The sequence below is a fragment of the Streptosporangium heterodermiicola genome, assembly GCF_051390675.1.
Lineage (GTDB): Bacteria > Actinomycetota > Actinomycetes > Streptosporangiales > Streptosporangiaceae > Streptosporangium.
Map to the genome: position 1 here is coordinate 249,841 of NZ_JBPJSR010000006.1, position 19,177 is coordinate 269,017.

Sequence of the window (19,177 nt, forward strand, 5' to 3'; positions counted from 1 at the left end):
TAGTTGGCGGCCTTCCGGCCTCTCAGGCCCCGGTCTTCTCAGTCGGGGTCGGGGACGTCGTCGTAGTCGACGTCGCCCTCCTCGGCGCGGCGGAGGCCGATGTCCTCCACCCAGGCGCAGGCGAACCGGCGGATCTCCATGATCTGCTCGCCGTCCACGCCGTACGCCTCGAAGTCCTCGTCGGCGATCAGGTCGACGAACTCCAGCCGCATCACCAGCTCGGCGACCGAGAACTCCTCGTTGTGCAGGCGGGCGAGGTGTTCGAGCTCGCGGAAGCCGTACAGGTGGGAGACCGAGGCGATGTCGATGACGTCGCGGGCGAGGCTGCGCTCGTGCAGGGCCCGCATCTTCAGGCCGACGGCGTCGTCCAGGGAGACGACGGAGACGTCGCCGACGATCACGGGCTGCTGCTGGAACGCCTCCCTGAGCAGGTCGAACTCGCAGCTCTGCTCGGTCACCGGATCGCTGACCACGAGACGGCCCATCCGGGGCGTCACCTCCGTCAGGGTGACCTCCAGCCCGGCCTCCCTGAACGCCTCGGCCATCCCCTCCGCGACCTCGGGCAGCGGCGTCTCGGCGGCGGTGGCGAAGTCGAGGTCGTTGCTCGGGCGTTCGGTGAAGCCATGGGCGTTCATCGCGTAACCGCCCGCCAGGACCAGCCCGAACCGGGTGCAGGCGGGCAGCGCGGCCTCCAGCATCCGCTGCTGGAAAGGAGGCAGGATCACCGCTCCCACCCCGGCGTCGCGGCACCCGTCCCGGTTCCGGGAGTCCACGCCGGCGTCACCGCGCTCGTCCCGGTTCCGGGAGTCCAGCTCGGCGTCACCGCGCTCGTCCCGGCGTCACGCCCCGTCGCGGTGCCCGCCGTCCCTGCTTCACGACCTGTCCCGGCGTCGGAGACCACGCTGGTACCCGATCCGGCGGCATGGCCCGTCCCGGTGCCCGGTCCGGCGTCGGGCCGCCACCCCAGGGCGGTGATCTTGGTTTCCCAGGCCCTCCGGTAGCTCGGCCCGATGCCCCGGCGCAGGGTCGGCCAGTCGGCCACGAGGATCTCGGCGTTCAGGTAGGACTCGGCGTCGGACCGGCCACCGCCGGTGATGACCGTACGGTAGAGGCTCATCCGTAGCAGCGGGTTCACCAGGTCGTACTCGGTGAGCCCGGACCAGCCGAGGTGCACGGGCAGGGCGACCGTCCCCGTCGCCGGGCCGCGCAGGTCGGCCAGCGATTCGGGGACGCGCTGCTCCACGCCGTCCCAGCGGGACGGAAGCGTACTCACGTCCCCCAGTATGCCCGCCATTCGCCCGAGGTCCACGGGGCGCGCGGGCTCAGCGGCGGGAACGGCGGCGGGTGGAGGGGAGATCGTGGCGGCCGGAGAGGAACTCCTGGAAGGCGATCTTGCCGCGGATCACCGGGCGGCGCCAGCGCTCCTCGCGGCCCTCGGCCCTCGCCATCTTGCGGGGCTGCGGGCGCCGGGAGTCCGGCGCGAAGAACCAGTGGGCCCAGGGCGATCCGGGGCGGGCCAGCCGTACCGCGCCGGGCACCAGGAGGATCGGGACGAACAGTCCGGCGAGGCCCGTCCAGATCTTGCCCTTGAGCAGCGTGATCACGGCGAGCACGAGGTTGGTCACGATGAAGCCGACCGTGAGCCACGTGCCGCGGGGTTCGCTGTCGTAGTCCTCCCAGCCGAGGGGGCGCAGGCCGAGCAGGAGCAGGGCGGTGATCGCGACGGCGATGAACACGGCGTCGACCGACGCCCGGCCCTCCTCCTCCCAGTAGACGTCGTGCAGGTGCAGGATCAGCGCGAACTCGTCCAGGATCAGGGCGGCTCCGGCGCCGAAGACGGCCGCCGTCACGGCGTACCAGCCGTCGGAGACCCCCGAGACGATGAGGCCGGACACCCCGCCGAGCAGGGTCAGCACCACGCCGAACACCACGTGGTGGATGTGCATCTCGCCGACGTTGACGTCGCCGAACCAGCCGATCTTGGCGCGGATGAGCCGGACGTTGATCCTGGTGAACAGGAAGACGACGATCAGCGCGACGAAGAAACAGAACAGCGGCAGCCGTCCTGTGTCCATGATCCGCTCTCGGAACAAATCCCCCACCGTCCCCCCAGGCTATGCGAGGGAGGCCCCCCGGCAGGCGCGGGAGTCCCGGCGGCACGGCGGTTTCCCGGGCGTCCTCCCTCGGCAGGAGGCGCTCCGCGCGTCAGGTGAGGAATCCGCGCAGCAGTGCCGCGGTCCCCTCCAGGTGCTCGGCCACGGCGCGGCGGGCGGCCTCCGGGTCCCCGGCGAGGATCGCCGTCACGATCGCCTGGTGCTGGACCGCGGCGTGCTCGATGTTGCGCTGGAGCACCGGGATGGCGTTGAGCAGGTCGGTGACCCGGAGCCTGGCGTCGGCGCAGGCCCCGGCGAGCAGGGTGGAGCCGGTCAGCTCGGCGATGGCCAGGTGGAAGGCCGTGTCGAGACGGCGGTAGTCGTCGGGCCCGGCCGCGTTGACCTCGCCCAGCCTCTCCCGCAGGGTCTCGCGCCGCTCCGGGGTCAGCGGGGTGGTGGCGAGCACCTGGGCGGCGCCGCACTCGACGGCCATCCTGAAGGTGAGCGCGTCGGACAGGTCGTCGGTGCCCATGTCGACCACGGCCCTGCGCAGGTCGTCGCGGTGCGGGCGGGGCGGGGCGTAGGTGAGGAAGGCGCCGCCGTACCGGCCGCGGCGCACCTCCAGGTAGCCCGCGTCCTGCAGCTCGCGGATGGCCTCGCGCAGGGTGACCCTGCTGATGCCGAGCTGGGCGGCGAGCTCCCGCTCCGGCGGCAGTTTCTCGGCCACCAGCCCCAGTTTGACGACCTGGAGCAGGCGCTCCACGGTCTCCTCGAACGCGTTGCCCGCGCGCACCGGCCGCAGCACGGCGGTCAACCGCGACACCTCGTCCAATTATCCCCTCCGGCCCTTGACAAGGCTCCCCCCGCTACACGTCAATGGTCTGACACTAGCCCAATAGAACCCCGACGAGGAGGGCATGTGGACGTCACCGAGCTCCACGACGAGGTGCGGGCAGGGCGGATCGACACCGTGCTGCTGGCGGTCGTCGACATGCAGGGCCGCCTCCAGGGGAAACGCCTGTCGGGACGTTACTTCGTGGAGGAGGTGCTGGGGCACGCCTCCGAGGGCTGCAACTACCTGCTCGCGGTCGACGTCGACATGAACACGGTCGAGGGGTACGCCATGTCGTCGTGGGAGCGCGGATACGGCGACTTCGTCATGAGGCCCGCCATCTCCACCCTGCGCCGCGTGCCGTGGCAGGAGGGGACGGCCCTGGTGATGGCCGACCTGGTCTGGGAGGACGGCTCCGACGTGACCGCCTCGCCGCGCCAGATCCTGCGGCGGCAGCTCGCCCGGCTGGACGAGCGGGGCTGGGGCGCCTTCGTCGGGACCGAGCTGGAGTTCGTCGTCTTCGACGACACCTACGAGGACGCCTGGCGCCGCGGCTACCGCGACCTGACGCCTTCCAACCTCTACAACGTCGACTACTCCCTCCTCGGCACCGCCAGGGTCGAGCCGCTGCTGCGCAGGATCAGGCTCGGCATGGAGGGCGCGGGCATGTACGTCGAGTCGGCCAAGGGCGAGTGCAACCTCGGCCAGCACGAGATCGCCTTCCGCTTCGGCGAGGCCCTGTCCAGCTGCGACAACCACTCGATCTACAAGAACGGCGCCAAGGAGATCGCCTCCCAGGAGGGCATGGCGATCACCTTCATGGCCAAGCCGAACCAGCGCGAGGGCAACTCCTGCCACATCCACATCTCGCTCAGGGACGCGGGCGGCGAGCCGGTCATGTCCGGCTCCGGGCCGAACGGCCTGTCGGCGACGGGACAGCACTTCATCGCCGGGCAGATCGCGCTGATGCGCGAGCTGACCCTGCTGTACGCGCCCAACATCAACTCCTACAAGCGGTACGTGCCGGGCAGCTTCGCCCCCACCGCGGTCAAGTGGGGCGTGGACAACAGGACGTGCGCGCTGCGCCTGGTCGGCCACGGCCCCTCGCTGCGGATCGAGAACCGGGTGCCCGGCGGTGACGTCAACCCCTACCTCGCGGTCTCGGCGCTCGTCGCGGCCGGGCTGTACGGCATCGAGAACGAGCTGCCGCTTGAGGACGCGTTCACGGGGAACGCCTACTCGTCGGGCGCGGAGACGGTGCCGAGTACGCTGCGGGGCGCGCTGGAGCTCTGGGAGGGCTCCGAGTTCGCGACGGCCGCCTTCGGGGAGGACGTCGTGGCGCACTACGCGAACAACGCCCGGGTCGAGCTGGCCGCCTTCGACGCGGCGGTGACCGACTGGGAGCTTTTCCGGGGATTCGAACGGATGTGAATGTGAAGATCATCAACCCGGCGACGGAAGAGGTCGTCGCCGAGGTCGAGATGGCGGACGCCGCCGAGACCGACCGGGCCGTGGAGCGTGCCAGGCGGGCCTTCGCGACCTGGCGGGACGTCGGCCCGGGAGACCGGGCCCGGCTGCTGCGCCGTTTCGCCTCGCTGGTGCGCGAGCACGCCGAGGAGCTGGCCCTGCTGGAGGTCGCCAACTCCGGGCACACGATCGGCAACGCCCGCTGGGAGGCGGGCAACGTCGCCGACGTGCTCGACTTCTACGCGGGGGCGCCCGAGCGCAACCACGGCCTGCAGATCCCGGTGCCCGGCGGGCTGGACGTCACCTTCAGGGAGCCGCTGGGCGTCGTCGGCGTGATCGTGCCGTGGAACTTCCCGATGGTCATCATGACCTGGGGGCTGGCCCCGGCGCTGGCCGCGGGCAACACCGTGATCGTCAAGCCCGCCGAATGGACCCCGCTCACCGCCCTGCGGGTGGCCGAGCTCGCCCTGGACGCCGGTCTGCCCGAGGGGGTGTTCCAGGTGCTGCCGGGGGCCGGGGAGGTGGCGGGCGCCCGGCTGGTCGAGCACCCCGGCGTGGCGAAGATCGTGTTCACCGGCTCGACCGAGGTCGGCAAGGAGATCGCCGCCGTCTGCGCCGGGCAGGTCAAGCGGCTCACCCTGGAGCTGGGCGGCAAGAGCGCCAACGTGGTCTTCGCCGACGCCGACCTGGAGAGGGCCGCGGCGACCGCGCCGTACGCGGTGTTCGACAACGCGGGCCAGGACTGCTGCGCGCGCTCCCGGATCCTGGTCGAGCGCTCGGTCCACGACGAGTTCCTCGCGCGGTTCGGGGAGGCGGTGCTGGGCGTCAGGGTCGGTGACCCCCGCGACGAGGCCACCGAGATGGGCCCGCTGATCAGCGCCGAGCACCGGGAGCGGGTCGCCTCCTTCGTCACCGGGCCGCCCCACCTGCGGGGCACCTGCCCGCCGGGGCCGGGGTTCTGGTTCCCGCCGACGGTCCTGACGCCCGGCTCGGCGGACGACCGGGCGTTCACCGAGGAGATCTTCGGGCCCGTGGTGTCGGTGGTGCCGTTCGACGACGAGGCGGACGCCGTGCGCATCGCCAACGACACCCCGTACGGCCTGAGCGGGTCCATCTGGACCCGTGACGTCGGCCGGGCGCTCCGGGTGGCGAGGGCGGTCGAGGCGGGCAACCTCAGCGTCAACTCGCATTCGAGCGTCCGCTACTGGACCCCGTTCGGCGGTTTCAAGCAGTCGGGACTCGGCCGCGAGCTGGGCCCCGACGCCCTGTCAGCGTTCACCGAGATCAAGAACGTCTTCATTTCCGAGGAGTAGTAGCGATGCTGCGTTTGCAGGACCGGGTCGCCGTCATCACCGGCGCCGGAAGCGGGATCGGCCTGGCCACCGCGCGCCGGTTCGCCGAGGAGGGCGCCCGCGTCGTGTGCGTGGACCTGGACGAGGCGACCGGTTCCAAGGCCGCCGACGAGGTCGGCGGGCTGTTCGTGCGGGCCGACGTGACCAGCGAGGACGACGTCGCCCGCGCGTTCCGGACGGCGTTCGACACCTACGGCAGCGTGGACATCGCGTTCAACAACGCGGGCATCTCGCCGCCGGACGACGACTCGATCCTGGAGACCGGCATCGACGCCTGGCGCCGGGTCCAGGAGGTCAACCTCACCTCGGTCTACCTGTGCTGCAAGCACGCCATCCCGTACATGCGGCGGCAGGGCAAGGGGTCGATCGTCAACACCGCGTCGTTCGTGGCCGTGATGGGGTCGGCGACCAGCCAGATCTCCTACACCGCGTCCAAGGGCGGGGTGCTGGCCATGTCCCGCGAGCTGGGAGTGCAGTTCGCCCGCGAGGGCATCCGGGTGAACGCGCTGTGCCCGGGGCCGGTGAACACGCCGCTGCTGCGGGAACTGTTCGCCAAGGATCCCGAGCGGGCGCAGCGCCGCCTGGTGCACATCCCGGTGGGCCGCTTCGCGGAGGCGTCCGAGATCGCCGCCGCGGTGGCATTCCTCGCCTCGGACGACGCGAGCTTCATCACCGGCTCGGAGTTCCTGGTGGACGGCGGCATCTCCGGCGCGTACGTCACCCCGTTCTGAACACCGGCGACGGGCGTCCCCGCACGGGCGCGCCGCGCGTCACCGGCCTCACTCCTTGCCGACCGGCGTCCGGCACACCCGTGCCGTACGCCGGCCCGTGCCCGCGACGACGCCCGTCACCGGTGTCCCGGCACGCCCGTGCTGCCGCGCGGGGTGAGCCTGGCCGTCTCGGTCTGGACGCCGGTGACGTGCTCGCCGGCGATCAGCGCCAGCAGGCTCCGCGCGGCCCGCGCCCCGTACTGGGGGATGTCCCTGCCGAGAGCGGTCAGTGCCGGTCGCACCACCTGGGAGAGGGGCGAGTCGTCCCAGGCCACGAGGGACAGGTCCGCGGGCACCTCCAGCCGCATCTCCTGCGCGACGGAGAGCCCGGCGACGGCCATGATGTCGTTGTCGTAGACGATCGCCGTCGGCCGGTTCGCGGTGCTGACCAGCCGACGGGTGGCCCGCGCGCCCTCCTCGCCGGTGTAGTCCGTGTGCACGATGGAGTGGCCGGTGAGGCCGAGCCCGTCGCACGCGGCGGTGAAGGCACGGTCGCGCAGGACGGTGTGCACCAGCGCGGGCAGCCCGGCGACCCTGGCGATCCGGCGGTGGCCGAGCGCGGCGAGATACTCCACCGTCTCCCGCATGGCCGCGCCGTCGTCGGACCAGACGGGGGCGAGCGAGCCGGTCTCCGACGGGTGGCCGATCACCACTGCCGGCAGGTCGAGGTCCTCGATCTCGGGGACGCGCGGGTCGTCGAAGTGCAGGTCGACCAGGATGACGCCGTCGACGCGGCCCTCTCCCCACCACCTGCGGTACACCTCCGCCTCCTGCGCGTGGCCGGTCACCATCTGCAGGAGCAGGGCGTAGGAGCGGGCCGACAGCTCGCTCTCGATGCCGCTGATCAGCTCCATGAAGAACGGTTCCATCCCCAGGACCCGTGCCGGGCGGCACACGGTCAGGCCGACGGCGCGGGCCCGTGCCCCGTTGAGGGCGCGCGCGGCGCTGTTGGGCTGCCAGCCGATCTCCCTGGCGATGGCCTTGATGGTGTTCCTTCGCGCCTCCGACACGCCCGGACGGTCGTTCAGCGCGTAGGAGACCGCGACCTTGGACACCCCCGCGCGACGAGCGATGTCGGCGATCGTCGGTCGCTTCACGAGACCTCCACCTGAACCGGTTACCCGACGCGTTCCCGCTGCGCACCCTACTACGCGCGTCCCGGCCCCCGGCGATCTCCATGGCGGCCGGCGACCCGCCCTGAACAGCGGCCATGGCCGGACGCCCGTGCCCGCGACGAGACCGGGAGCGGTGACTCCCGAACCGCCTTCTCGGCGGCGGATTCGCTTAACCACTTAACCCTCGCCGCGTGCCTCTCCGCCGCCCGCGCCCCGGCGGCCCCCGGCGGCCCCCGGCGGCACGTCGTTCCGCCCCGGCCGGTAACGTGCGGGGAGGGCACCGGGCCGGGCACGATCGGCACCATGGGTACGAGGGGTACGAGGGGTACGAGGGGTACACGGTGCCAGGACCTCGGTGGAAGCACGGCGAAACAGGAGATCATGTCCCGTCCCGTCATCGGTATCACCTGTTACGTCGAGCCCGCGCGCTTCACCGTCTGGGAGACCACGACCGCGCTCCTGCCGTACGACTACGTCGACCACGTGGCCCGCGCGGGCGGGCAGCCGGTGATCCTGCCCCCGGCGGGCGACCCCGCGACGCTGGTGGAGCGCCTGGACGGGCTCGTCCTGGCCGGTGGCGGGGACGTCGGCCCGGAGCGGTACGGGCAGGAGCCGCACGAGCGGACCGGCTACGTCCGGCCGTTCCGCGACGACGCGGAGCTGGGGCTGGTCCGGGCGGCGCTGGAGCGCGGCCTGCCCTTCCTGGGCGTCTGCCGGGGCATGCAGGTCCTGAACGTCTCGCTGGGCGGCACCCTCCACCAGCACCTGCCCGACGTGGTCGGCCACCCGGGACACGCCCCGGCCCCCGGCCACTACGGCAGGATGCCGGTGTGGCTCGCCCCCGGCAGCCGGGCCTCGAAGATCTTCGGGGCCGAGACCGTGGACGTGGCCCACTACCACCACCAGGCCCTCGACCGCCCGGCCCCGGGCCTGACGGTGACCGCCCACGCCGAGGACGGCACGATCGAGGCCGTAGAGGTGGACGACCACCCCTTCGCCGTCGCCGTCCAGTGGCACCCCGAGACCGACGACGAGTCGGCCCTGTTCGAGGCGCTGGTCCGGCACGCCGCCCCCTGACCGGCACGGATCGGGGGGACGAGGGGATTTCGCTCGGCCGGTGCGGGCGGTTAGGCTGGCCGCTGACACCGATGATTCCCGTGCGGGAGAGCGTCCTGACATCCAGGCCAGGACCCCTGAAGGAGCAAGCCCTCCCCGCGAACCTCTCAAGGCAAAGGACCGTGCGGGTAGGTGCCCTCTGGAAAGCAGGTCCCACGACCTCGCCGAAGGTGAAAATCCGGTAAAACCCGGATGAAACTCTCAGGCACCCACGACAGAGGGGGAGGATGCTCTCATCTGTCCCTTGTCTGAGGTGCGCACATGTCCCGACCTACGCCGCTGCGCGGCGTGCACGAGTCCCTCGGCGCGACGCTGACCGACTTCGCGGGCTGGCTGATGCCGCTCCGCTACGGCAGCGAGTCGGCCGAGCACAACGCGGTCCGCCAGGCGGCCGGCCTGTTCGACCTCTCCCACATGGGCGAGATCTTCGTGACCGGGCCGCAGGCCGCCGAGGCCCTCGACCACGCCCTGGTCGGTCACCTCTCCGCGCTGGAGCCCGGCCGCGCCCGCTACACGATGATCGTCGACGCCGAGGGCGGCGTGTTGGACGACCTGATCGTCTACCGGCTCGCCCCCGCCGAGTTCATGGTCGTCGCCAACGCCTCCAACTACCCGCGGGTGGCCGCCGAGCTGACCGGCCGCGCCAAGGGCTTCGACGCCGCGGTGGACGACCGCTCCGAGCGGTACGCGCTGGTCGCGATCCAGGGCCCGCGCTCCGCGGAGATCCTCGGCGCGCTCACCGACGCCGACCTCGACGGGCTCAGGTACTACGCCGGACTGCCCGCCGTCGTCGCGGGCCGCGAGGCCCTCATCGCCCGTACCGGCTACACCGGCGAGGACGGCTTCGAGCTGTTCGTCGCGTCCGGGGACGCGGAGCCGGTCTGGGCCGCCCTCACCGAGGCGGGCGCCCCGCACGGCCTCATCCCCGCGGGCCTGTCCGCCCGCGACACCCTCCGGCTGGAGGCCGGGATGCCGCTGTACGGCAACGAGCTGTCGTCCGCGCTCACCCCGTTCGACGCCGGGCTCGGCCGTGTGGTGAGGTTCGACAAGCCGGGCGACTTCGTCGGCCGGGCCGCCCTCGAATCCCGCAGAGACGTCCCGCCGTCCCGCCGCCTGGTCGGTCTGGTCGCGACCGGCCGCAGGGTGCCCCGGCACGGGTACCCGGTGGTGGTCGCCGGTGACGGCACGGTCGTCGGCGAGGTCACCAGCGGGGCGCCCTCCCAGTCACTGGGCAGGCCCATCGCGATGGCCTACGTGGACAACGGCCTGTCGTCAGGACTGGCCGTCGACATCAGGGGCAGCCACGAGCCGGTCGAGGTCGTCGCACTGCCCTTCTACAGGAGGAAAAAATGAGCAGCATTCCCGAGGACCTGCACTACACCAAGGAACACGAGTGGATCTCCGGCATCGATGACGGCCTCACCCTCACCGTCGGCATCACCGCCTACGCCGCCGAGGCGCTGGGCGACGTGGTCTACGTGCAGGTGCCCGAGGTCGGCTCGACCGTCGCCTCCGGTGACGCGGTCGGCGAGGTCGAGTCGACCAAGTCGGTGAGCGACATCTTCGCGCCGGTCGCCGGCGAGGTCGTCGAGGTCAACCAGGCCGTCGTGGACGACCCCTCGCTGGTCAACAGCGACTCCTACGGCGACGGCTGGCTGTTCCGCGTACGTCTTGAGGGCTCCGCCGACGACCTGCTGTCGCCGGAGGAGTACGCCGCGCTCACCTCGGGTGAGTCCTAAGCCTCTCCCCCCTCGCGTCACGGCCACGCGTGTCCCCGGGCGCGCGTGGCCGTCCACGCTGGAAGGATTCAGATGACGATCAGCGTCTTCGATCTCTTCAAGATCGGAATCGGCCCGTCCAGCTCGCACACCGGCGGCCCGATGGCCGCCGCCCACAAGTTCGCCCGCGGCCTCGACCAGGACGGGCTCCTGGAGAAGACCGCCCGGGTGAGTGCCGTCCTGTACGGCTCGCTGGGCCTGACCGGCAAGGGCCACGGCAGCGACAAGGCCGTGCTGCTCGGCCTGTCGGGCGAGAAGCCCGAGCTGGTCGACGTCGACACGGTCGACGAGCGGCTCGCCGCCATGCGCGAGTCCGGCACCCTCTCCCTGTACGGCTCCCGCGAGATCCCCTTCGTCATCGGCGAGGACCTCGTCTTCGAACGCAAGATCTCACTCCCCGGCCACCCCAACGGCATGCGCTTCACCGCGCTGTCCGAGTCCGGCGAGACGATCCGCGAGAAGGTCTACTACTCGGTGGGCGGCGGCTTCGTCGTCGACGAGAACGCCACCGGCGCCGACCGGATCAAACCCGACGACACCGTCCTGCCGTACCCCTTCACCACGGCCGCGGAACTGCTCGCCCAGTGCGCGGAGACCGGGCTGTCGATCTCCGGGCTGATGCTGGAGAACGAGCGGGCGTTCGGCCGCACCGAGGCCGAGATCCGCGACCGGCTGCTCGTCCTGTGGCGGGTCATGAGCGAGTGCGTGCGGCGCGGCATCGGCAAGGAGGGCGTGCTGCCCGGCGGCCTGAAGGTCCGCCGCCGCGCCCACCAGCTCCACCGGCAGCTGCGCGGCGAGTCGCCGGAGAAGGACACGCTGCAGACGATGGACTGGGTCTCGCTGTTCGCCCTCGCCGTCAACGAGGAGAACGCCGCCGGAGGCCGCATCGTCACCGCGCCCACCAACGGCGCCGCGGGCATCATCCCGGCCGTGCTCACCTACTACGACCGCTTCACGAAGGACTCCGACGACGAGGGCGTGATCCGCTTCCTGCTGACCGCGGGGGCGATCGGCGTGCTGTTCAAGGAGAACGCCTCCATCTCCGGCGCCGAGGTCGGCTGCCAGGGCGAGGTCGGCTCGGCCTGCTCGATGGCCGCCGCCGGGCTCACCGAGGTGATGGGCGGGACCCCGGAGCAGGTCGAGAACGCCGCCGAGATCGGCATCGAGCACAACCTGGGGCTGACCTGCGACCCGATCGGCGGCCTGGTGCAGATCCCGTGCATCGAGCGCAACGCGGTCGCCTCGATCAAGGCCATCGCCGCCGCCAGGATCGCGATGCGCGGCGACGGCCGCCACTTCGTCTCTCTGGACAAGGCCATCAAGACGATGCGCGACACCGGCCGCGACATGCTCGACAAGTACAAGGAGACCAGCCGGGGCGGGCTCGCGGTCAACGTCATCGAGTGCTGAGCGGGCACGGGACGACCGAGGCGCCGGGGGCTCCCGGCCGCCCGAGTCTCTGACGCGAAGAACCACGGGTCACCGACCGGCGCGCGAGGAGAGTCACGGGCCCCTGGGAACATACAACCCGATCACCAACAAATTTCGCATCACGTGCAAGACCCTCCGATCCCACGCCTATGCTGGGTGGCCATGTGCGCGGGACTCGGGAGGTCGCGGTGGTAACGGGAACGCACCCGGCAAGCCGTTCCCGTCGCTCCCAGCGCCCCGCGAAACCCTCCCTCCCCCTGCGGGCGCTCCGCTTCCTCCGGTCGCACTGGCTCTTCATCACCGCCCTGCTGGCGGGCGGCGGCCTGCGGGTCCTCGCCATGCTCGGCTACCGGCCCGCCCTGTGGTTCTGGGCCGACTCCTTCGTCTACCTGAACGCGGGGCTCGACCCCCGCCCCCTGGAGTCCCGCCCGGCGGGCTACGCGCTGTTCCTGTGGATTCTCAAGCCGCTGTCCAGCGTCCCCGCGGTGGTCGCGGTGCAGCACCTGCTCGGACTGGCCGTGGCCGTCTGCGTCTACCTGCTGCTGCGCAGGCTGGGCGGGCTGCCCGGATGGGGCGCGACACTCGCCGCGCTGCCGGTGCTGCTGGACGCCTACCAGCTCCAGCTCGAACACCTCGTCATGGCGGACCTGCTCTTCCAGTTCCTGGCGGTGCTGGCGGTCACGCTGCTGCTGTGGCGGCGGCGCCCCGCGGTTTGGGTCGCGGCGCTGGCCGGGGCGCTGCTCGCCGCGGCGACCGTCACCCGCACGATCGGGCTGCCGCTGATCGCCGTGGCGCTGGTCTGCATGCTGATCCGCCGGGCCGGGTGGCGGGCGGTCGTCGCCGCGACGCTGGCCGCCGCGATCGGCCTGGGCTCGTACGCCACCTGGTTCAGGGCCGAGCACGGCAACTTCGGGCTGACCAGGGGGAACGCCTTCCTCTGGGCGCGGACGATGACCTTCGCCGACTGCGACAGGATCCACCCTGCCGGTCCCGAGGCGGCCCTGTGCCCCGTCGAACCGCTCGGGCAGCGCGCGGCGCCGCCGACCTACATCTGGGACGGCGACTCGCCGCTGAACAAGGTCAAGGGCAGCTGGGCCGAACGCGACGCGCTCGCGGGCGCCTTCGCCACCCAGGCGATCCTGGCCCAGCCGTTCGACTTCCTGCGGGCGGGCCTGGACGACGCGGCCCACATCTTCGACTGGAACCGGCGCGTCTACCCGGCTCCCGGGCCGCAGAGCGCCTACGTCTTCCCCGACACCGTGCGGCCCTTCTCCCCGGGGGCCGCCTCGCAGGGAAAGACCGCCGAGCAGCTGACCGTGGCCTACCAGGGCTCGTCGGGGGCGCCGGTGATGGCCGAGCCGTACGCGGGCTGGCTGCGCGGCTACCAGGAGTACGGCTTCGTGCGGGGCCCGTATCTCGCGGTGATCCTGCTGGTCGGCCTGGTCGGCGTGCTGATGCGGCTGCGGCGGCTAGGCGGCGCGGTGCTGCTGCCCTGGGCGGCGGGGACGATGCTGCTGATCCTGCCGCCCTTCATCGCGGCCTTCGACCACCGCTACGTCATCCCCGCCCTCCCGCTGGCCTGCCTCGCCGCCGGACTGGCCTTCGGGGTCAGGCACGAGGAGAACGCCCCCGAGGCGGCGGCCGTCGCGCCGGACGAGGATCCGCCGTACGAGGACCCCGGCGGCGAGGACCCGTCGTACGGCCCGACGACCGACCGTCCGGTGTACGCGAGCCCCATCGGGGAGACGGGGTACGGGCCGTACGACGAGCGGGGGTACCGGGACGCGGCGCACGAAAGCACCGGGTACGGAAGCACCACGCACGGAAGCACCGGCTACGGAAGCACCGGGTACGGGGACACCACATACGGGACCACCGCGTACGGGGACACGGCGGAGCGGCCGATGTACGGCGCGACCGGCGAGCGGCCCGCGTACGGCACGACGGCCGAACGGCAGGCGTACGGCGTCACCGGCGAGCGGCCGGGGCCGGCGTACGGCGCGACCGGCGAGCGGCCCGCGTACGGAGGGACGGGCGAGCGGCCGGGGTTCGGGAGGTCAGCGGCGGCGGACGTGCAGGCGAACCACCACGCCGAGTTCTACCTCCCCGAGCGCCCGTCGGACCTTCCCCACCGCGTCCCTGTTCAGCCGGGCCACGAGTTTGCCGACATCGGCCGCGGGCGCGCAGGCGACCCCGATGCGCAGCCGCTCGTGCCGTATGTACCTGACGCGGACACGGGTGAGCCCTTCGACTTCTTTAAGAGCAACCCCGAGCATGGCGGTCCCCGTCCCGGTCCGCCTGCCCCACCGCCCCCATCCCAGGGCGTGTAGCAGCCACCGCACCGCCAGGAGGGCGAGCGCCACCAGCAGCAGCGCGACCAGCCAGCCCAGCCACGGATGCGCGGCCAGCCAGCCGGGGAACCCCTTGCGCACGAGCCTGGCCCCGGGCGACTGCCCGGGGAGGTCACCGCGTCCTCGCAGGAAGGCGTAGAGCCCCGCGGACGCCAGCGCCGTCCCGGTGACGGCCAGGCCGATCCGGTTGCCCGGATAGGGCCTCATCACGCCTTCTTCCTGCGCAGCCTCACGACGACGTCACCCGCGCACATCGCGCCCAGCCCGGACAGCCGGTCGCCCACCGCGGCGCCCACCCGGCGCAGCACGGGCCCGGTGCGCTCGGCGTCGGTGAACACGGTGACCTCGACGATCCGCGACGTGAGCCGGACCCGGGCCCCGTTCACCTCGTCCACCGTCTCGGCGGCCTCCCGCAGCGTGCGGCGGAGCCCGGACCTGGTGATGCCGATCACCATGTGCGGGTCCCCCGACTCCAGCGGCACCAGCCGGGTCCGTCCCGGCAGCGCGGCGAGGACGAGCATCACCAGGCCCGCCGCGATGGCGAGCGTCGACGCGGCGAACGTGGCCGGATCCGACCAGTTCCACGCGCCGGCGCCGTTGACGAGCCGCCGGTAGGGCACCCGCGCGACCGGCGACTCCATGAGCATGCCCACCGTCACCGAGGCCGAGACCACCAGCACGGCGGACGCCGCCAGGGCAGCGGGGACGCCGGCGGGGGTCCTGCCCGGCCGCAGCAACCGTACCGACCTGCGCCGGACGTCCTGGAACTGCTCGGCCGCCGCCTTGCCTCCCGAGCCCCCGGTGGTGGTCCCCGCGCCGCCGGTGCCTCCCGAGCCCGCCAGGATGTCCTGGAGAGTAGTCGTCATTCGGTCATGTGTACGCGTTCGGGCAGGACCGGGGCGGGGATCAACCACCCACTTACGCGATCTTGGAACCCTCCTGGCGGGAGCATTGACCACCCGTCCGGCAACGTGAATATCACTCATATTCGCTGGGGCCGGGTTATCCTGCGGACATGGACGACCGCCAGCGCTACGACCGGGCCACAGCGCACCTCGATCCCCCCTTCGCCGTCCTCGACCTGCCCGCCCTGCGCGCCAACGCCGAGGCGATGGCCCGCCGGGCCGACGGCAAGCCGATCAGGGTCGCCAGCAAGTCCGTCAGGTCCCGCGCCGTGCTCGAACGCATCCTCGCCATGGACGGCTTCACCGGGATCATGGCCTTCACCCTCCCCGAGGCCCTCTGGCTCGCCTCCACCGGGATGCGGGACGTGCTGGTCGCGTACCCCACCGTCGACCGCGCCGCGCTCGCCGAGCTGGCCGCCGACCCGGTCGCGGCGCGAGAGATCACGATCATGGTGGACCACACCGAGCACCTGGACCTCGTCGAGTCCGCCGTCTCCGGGGTCCGCGACCGCCACGAGATCCGGCTCTGCCTGGACGTCGACGCGGGCTACCTCGCCTTCGGCGGCCGGTTCAGGGCGGGGGTCCGACGCTCCCCCGTCCGCGAGGTCGACCAGGCCGCCGACCTCGCCACCGAGATCGCGAAACGGCCCGGCTTCCGGCTCGCGGGCCTGATGGCGTACGAGGCGCAGATCGCCGGGGTCGGCGACGACGCTCCGGGCAACCCCGCCCTCACCCGGGCCGTACGCCTCATGCAGGCCCGCTCCCGGCGCGAGCTGATCACGCGCAGGGGCCGGATCGTCCAGGCCGTCCGCCAGGTCACCGACCTGGAGTTCGTCAACGGCGGCGGCACCGGCAGCATCGAGAAGACCACCAGGGAGAGGGCCGTCACCGAGATCGCCGCCGGATCCGGCTTCTTCCATCCCCGCCTGTTCGACTTCTACCGGGGATTCACCGGCCGGCCCGCCGCCCTCTTCGCCCTGCCCGTCGTACGCCGCCCCGCTCCCGGCGTCGTCACCGTCCTCGGCGGCGGCTACCCCGCCTCCGGCGCCCCCGGCGAGAACCGGCTGCCCCAGCCCTACCTGCCGTGCGGGCTGCGCTACGACTCCGACGAGGGAGCCGGAGAGGTGCAGACCCCCCTCATCGGGCAGGCCGCCGAGGACCTGCGCGCCGGTGACCGCGTCTGGTTCCGGCACGCCAAGGCGGGCGAGCTCTGCGAGCGCTTCGCGAGCCTGCACCTGATCGACGGGGACGAGGTCGTGGACGAGGTCCCCACCTACCGCGGCGAGGGCCGCACCTTCCTCTGACCCCTGCCCCCTCCGGCGAACCCGTGGCCGGGAGCGACGGGAACCCCGGGATCCGTGGCCGGGAGCGCTCGGTGTCGTCGCCGGGAACGGCGAGAACTTCGGGGGGCACCCTTCTCGAACCCGGCACCGCCCGGGACACGAGAACAGACCCGGCACCGCCCGGGACACGAGAACGAAACCGGCACCGCTTGGAACACAAGAACAGACCCGGCACGCGAAACGGGCACCCGCCGCTACCCCGGCGAGTGCCCGTTCCTGCCACATCTCAGCCCCTGCCCCCGGACGACGGCCCGCGGTGTGCTCCCGCGCCCGGGGGGACCGGACCTCCGAGGGGTCTCAGAAGCCCAGGTTGAGCTCTTTCCACCTGCTGCAGCTGGAGGTCGACGAGCTCCGGTACTTGACCTGGCAGGTCTTGACCCGCACCTCACTGACATCGTGCGCCGTGACGCGGAAGCGCTTGGTGTCGTCGTAGCTGCACAGCCTGACGCGCTTGACGACGTCCCAGTCCTCGTCGCCGGACGAGATGACCTGGACCTCGGTGTAGGCGCAGCGACCGCCCTGGCGGAGGGTGCGCCTGTCACCGTCGTACAGTTCGCCCGTCAGCCTGAACGTGTTGTCCTCCTCCTCGTCGCCCTCGACCGAGTACTCGGCCTCCAGCGTGGCCCGGCCGTTCCTGGACTCCTGCTCGAAGCTGTCGTCGAAGTCACGCGCCGACGCGGACGCCGAGGAACCCGAAGACACCGAGGACACCGAGGACGCGGTCGACGCCGATGTCGCGGCGAAGGCGGCCGGAGCCACGGTCAGCATGAGACCGGTGGTGGCGCCCACCGCGATCGCGGCTCGAATGATGTTTTTCATGGATTTACCCCTCCCTTTCACCTACTGCGATGTTCCGCGCGCAGGAAAAAGGTCACATGAGTAAACCCCTACTCAATTCGGAGCCGCCGATCGGACATCGGCCACGTTCGAAACCCCCGGTCAGCGACGACGGCGCCGCCACAACACGACCACCGCGCCGAGCGCCAGCACCGCGCCCACCCCGATCAGGATCGGCGCCAGGTCCGGCCGGTCGTCCGCCCACAGGTTCTCGGGCTCGCCGGCGAGCTTGACCGGCTTCGGCCCCGCCACCCCGCCCACCAGGTCGCCGACCTGGGCGACGAGATGCTCCGCGTTCGCCCTGACCTTCGCCACACCACGTGCCGCGACCCGCTTGGGGCTCACCCGGTCCGCGATGGCGTCCACCGTCTGGGCCAACTCCGCGCGCGTGCGCTCGATCTGCCGCTCCAACTCCGCGGGATCGGTGTCCGCCATGGCTCTCCCCTCCCTACTCCTTGACATCGATCAGTCTGTCAGGTCCCACCCGCCCACGACACTTCGGACAGGCCGGTAAGTTGACCGGGGAACCATTCCTCGGAGGAACACCATGAAACTCGAGCCGGGCGACGCCGCCCCGGACTTCACGCTTCCCGCCGCCGACGGCACGACCGTGTCGCTGGAGGCACACCGCGGCAAGCGCGTCATCCTCTACTTCTACCCCGCCGCGATGACCCCGGGCTGCACCAAGCAGGCCTGCGACTTCCGCGACAGCCTCGCCTCACTGACCTCGGCCGGGTTCGCCGTGCTCGGCGTCTCGAAGGACGGCCCCGCCAAGCTCGCCAAGTTCGTCGAGCACGACGCCCTCACCTTCCCGCTCCTGTCCGACCCCTCCCTTGAGGTCCACAAGGCCTACGAGGTGTACGGGGAAAAAACGATGTACGGCAAGACGACCGTCGGGGTCATCCGCTCCACCTTCGTCATCGACGCCGACGGCAAGGTCGAGAAGGCTCTCTACAACGTGAAGGCGACCGGCCACGTGGCCCGCCTCCGCCGCGAACTCGGCGTCGACTAACACCCCTTTTTGGCCATTTAATATGACGTGCGCACACCCCAAGAATTGTCAGTCCCATTGCCTAGGCTTGGGGCGTGCCCATCAAATACAAATACACCCCCGAAATGCCGGCGGAGGCCGCGGCCGCCTCACTCAGCATCGCCGACGTCCTGCGCCATCTCGGCATCACCGTCGCGGGCGGCAACCATGCCCACATCAGCCGCCAGCTGAAGCGCTTCGAAATCGACACGTCGCATTTTCGCAGAGTCTCTCCCAACAGGGGGAAGCCCTCACCACGCCGTAGTCGTCCGGAACAGGTTCTCGCCATGCGACCGGATGGCAGCCCGCGCCCGGACCCCGGGCAGCTCAGGCGCATCTTGATCGAGATCGGGGTGCCGTATCGCTGCACGGGATGTAGGATCGAGGGCGCCTGGCAGGGCCGGGCATTGACGCTGCACGTTGACCACGTCAACGGCAACTGGCCGGACAACAGAAAAGAAGACCTGCGATTCCTCTGCCCCAATTGCCATTCACAGACAGAGAATTTCGCAGGAAAGAATAGGGGTCGTAGCCCAACGGCAGAGGCAACGATTTTAGGTGTCGTACAGAGCGGGTTCGAATCCCGTCGACCCCACAAAACAATTCAGAATCGCCCGGTCGAAATCAAGTCGATAGACACCAGCGTAACGATATCGGCCCAGGATTCATTCTTCATTGAATACTGCCGGAGCGAGAAACGTTTCGCGTCGAGATCCGCGGTCATACGCAGGGCCATTCAGTTGATGCGCGAATCCGT

General features: G+C 71.3%; 18 protein-coding genes, 1 tRNA gene and 2 riboswitches. Of the genes, 11 read left to right on the forward strand and 8 right to left on the reverse strand.

Annotated features, from left to right (window positions below):
- Positions 1-38 precede the first annotated feature (38 nt).
- The 4 genes from ACSC1Q_RS15940 to ACSC1Q_RS15955 form a co-directional block, all read right to left on the reverse strand.
- Positions 39-725, reverse strand: coding sequence for a nucleotidyl transferase AbiEii/AbiGii toxin family protein (locus ACSC1Q_RS15940; protein WP_436759479.1), 687 nt, complete (start codon positions 723-725; stop codon positions 39-41).
- The gene (locus ACSC1Q_RS15945) at positions 722-1,273 is read right to left on the reverse strand and encodes a hypothetical protein (protein WP_436759480.1); all 552 of its coding nucleotides are present in this window, start codon (positions 1,271-1,273) and stop codon (positions 722-724) included. The genes ACSC1Q_RS15940 and ACSC1Q_RS15945 overlap by 4 nt, the downstream gene beginning before the upstream one ends.
- Positions 1,274-1,322: 49 nt before the next feature.
- Entirely contained in the window at positions 1,323-2,075 is a 753-nt protein-coding gene (locus ACSC1Q_RS15950) for a hypothetical protein (RefSeq protein ID WP_436759481.1), read from the reverse strand.
- Positions 2,076-2,205: 130 nt separating this feature from the next.
- Positions 2,206-2,925 carry a FadR/GntR family transcriptional regulator gene (locus ACSC1Q_RS15955; RefSeq protein WP_436759482.1) on the reverse strand — a complete coding sequence of 240 codons (720 nt, stop codon included), beginning with the start codon at positions 2,923-2,925 and terminating at the stop codon, positions 2,206-2,208.
- Positions 2,926-3,012: 87 nt separating this feature from the next.
- Here ACSC1Q_RS15955 and ACSC1Q_RS15960 point away from each other — a divergent pair, with 87 nt between their 5' ends.
- Genes ACSC1Q_RS15960 through ACSC1Q_RS15970 form a run of 3 tightly spaced genes read left to right on the forward strand, consistent with a single transcriptional unit; the run spans position 3,013 to position 6,475 of the window.
- On the forward strand, positions 3,013-4,356 hold the full coding sequence (locus tag ACSC1Q_RS15960; RefSeq protein WP_436759483.1) for a glutamine synthetase family protein: 1,344 nt from the start codon (positions 3,013-3,015) through the stop codon (positions 4,354-4,356).
- A 2-nt stretch (positions 4,357-4,358) separates the two neighbouring features.
- Complete coding sequence (locus ACSC1Q_RS15965; protein ID WP_436759484.1) at positions 4,359-5,705, forward strand: aldehyde dehydrogenase family protein; 1,347 nt, start codon at positions 4,359-4,361, stop codon at positions 5,703-5,705.
- A 5-nt stretch (positions 5,706-5,710) separates the two neighbouring features.
- Positions 5,711-6,475, forward strand: coding sequence for a 3-oxoacyl-ACP reductase (locus ACSC1Q_RS15970; protein WP_436759485.1), 765 nt, complete (start codon positions 5,711-5,713; stop codon positions 6,473-6,475).
- A gap of 116 nt (positions 6,476-6,591) precedes the next feature.
- Here the strand turns inward: ACSC1Q_RS15970 and ACSC1Q_RS15975 are convergent, their stop codons facing one another.
- Positions 6,592-7,611, reverse strand: coding sequence for a LacI family DNA-binding transcriptional regulator (locus ACSC1Q_RS15975; protein WP_436759486.1), 1,020 nt, complete (start codon positions 7,609-7,611; stop codon positions 6,592-6,594).
- A 399-nt stretch (positions 7,612-8,010) separates the two neighbouring features.
- On the opposite strand from ACSC1Q_RS15975, the gene ACSC1Q_RS15980 reads away from it, so the two are divergent.
- The 5 genes from ACSC1Q_RS15980 to ACSC1Q_RS16000 all read left to right on the forward strand — a co-directional run bounded on the left by ACSC1Q_RS15980 (position 8,011) and on the right by ACSC1Q_RS16000 (position 14,284).
- Entirely contained in the window at positions 8,011-8,706 is a 696-nt protein-coding gene (locus ACSC1Q_RS15980; protein WP_436759487.1) for a gamma-glutamyl-gamma-aminobutyrate hydrolase family protein, read from the forward strand.
- Positions 8,707-8,779: 73 nt separating this feature from the next.
- Positions 8,780-8,878, forward strand: a riboswitch (glycine riboswitch).
- A riboswitch (glycine riboswitch) is annotated at positions 8,879-8,973 on the forward strand. It abuts the riboswitch before it with no gap.
- Between the two features lie 33 nt (positions 8,974-9,006).
- Positions 9,007-10,098, forward strand: a complete 1,092-nt coding sequence (gene gcvT, locus ACSC1Q_RS15985; RefSeq protein ID WP_436759488.1) for a glycine cleavage system aminomethyltransferase GcvT — start codon at positions 9,007-9,009, stop codon at positions 10,096-10,098.
- On the forward strand, positions 10,095-10,484 hold the full coding sequence (gcvH, locus tag ACSC1Q_RS15990) for a glycine cleavage system protein GcvH (protein ID WP_436759489.1): 390 nt from the start codon (positions 10,095-10,097) through the stop codon (positions 10,482-10,484). Before gcvT ends, gcvH begins: the two co-directional genes overlap by 4 nt.
- 72 nt (positions 10,485-10,556) lie before the next feature.
- The gene (locus ACSC1Q_RS15995; protein ID WP_436759490.1) at positions 10,557-11,933 is read left to right on the forward strand and encodes an L-serine ammonia-lyase; all 1,377 of its coding nucleotides are present in this window, start codon (positions 10,557-10,559) and stop codon (positions 11,931-11,933) included.
- Between the two features lie 209 nt (positions 11,934-12,142).
- Positions 12,143-14,284, forward strand: coding sequence for a hypothetical protein (locus ACSC1Q_RS16000; protein ID WP_436759491.1), 2,142 nt, complete (start codon positions 12,143-12,145; stop codon positions 14,282-14,284).
- A gap of 227 nt (positions 14,285-14,511) precedes the next feature.
- Here the strand turns inward: ACSC1Q_RS16000 and ACSC1Q_RS16005 are convergent, their stop codons facing one another.
- Positions 14,512-15,171: a DUF6286 domain-containing protein gene (locus ACSC1Q_RS16005; RefSeq protein ID WP_436759492.1), complete on the reverse strand. Its 660-nt coding sequence runs from the start codon at positions 15,169-15,171 to the stop codon at positions 14,512-14,514.
- Positions 15,172-15,320: 149 nt separating this feature from the next.
- On the opposite strand from ACSC1Q_RS16005, the gene ACSC1Q_RS16010 reads away from it, so the two are divergent.
- Complete coding sequence (locus ACSC1Q_RS16010; RefSeq protein ID WP_436759493.1) at positions 15,321-16,514, forward strand: amino acid deaminase/aldolase; 1,194 nt, start codon at positions 15,321-15,323, stop codon at positions 16,512-16,514.
- A 336-nt stretch (positions 16,515-16,850) separates the two neighbouring features.
- Here ACSC1Q_RS16010 and ACSC1Q_RS16015 read toward each other — a convergent pair whose 3' ends face one another.
- Together ACSC1Q_RS16015 and ACSC1Q_RS16020 are read right to left on the reverse strand one after the other, a co-directional pair.
- Entirely contained in the window at positions 16,851-17,372 is a 522-nt protein-coding gene (locus tag ACSC1Q_RS16015; protein WP_436759494.1) for a hypothetical protein, read from the reverse strand.
- A 120-nt stretch (positions 17,373-17,492) separates the two neighbouring features.
- A complete protein-coding gene (locus ACSC1Q_RS16020) occupies positions 17,493-17,825 on the reverse strand; it encodes a DUF3618 domain-containing protein (protein ID WP_436759495.1) in 333 nt (110 codons plus the stop codon).
- A 112-nt stretch (positions 17,826-17,937) separates the two neighbouring features.
- Between ACSC1Q_RS16020 and bcp the strand changes: the two genes are divergently transcribed.
- Complete coding sequence (gene bcp, locus ACSC1Q_RS16025) at positions 17,938-18,402, forward strand: thioredoxin-dependent thiol peroxidase (RefSeq protein ID WP_436759496.1); 465 nt, start codon at positions 17,938-17,940, stop codon at positions 18,400-18,402.
- A 540-nt stretch (positions 18,403-18,942) separates the two neighbouring features.
- Positions 18,943-19,015: transfer RNA gene (locus tag ACSC1Q_RS16030), tRNA-Leu, on the forward strand.
- The last annotated feature ends 162 nt before the right edge of the window (positions 19,016-19,177 follow it).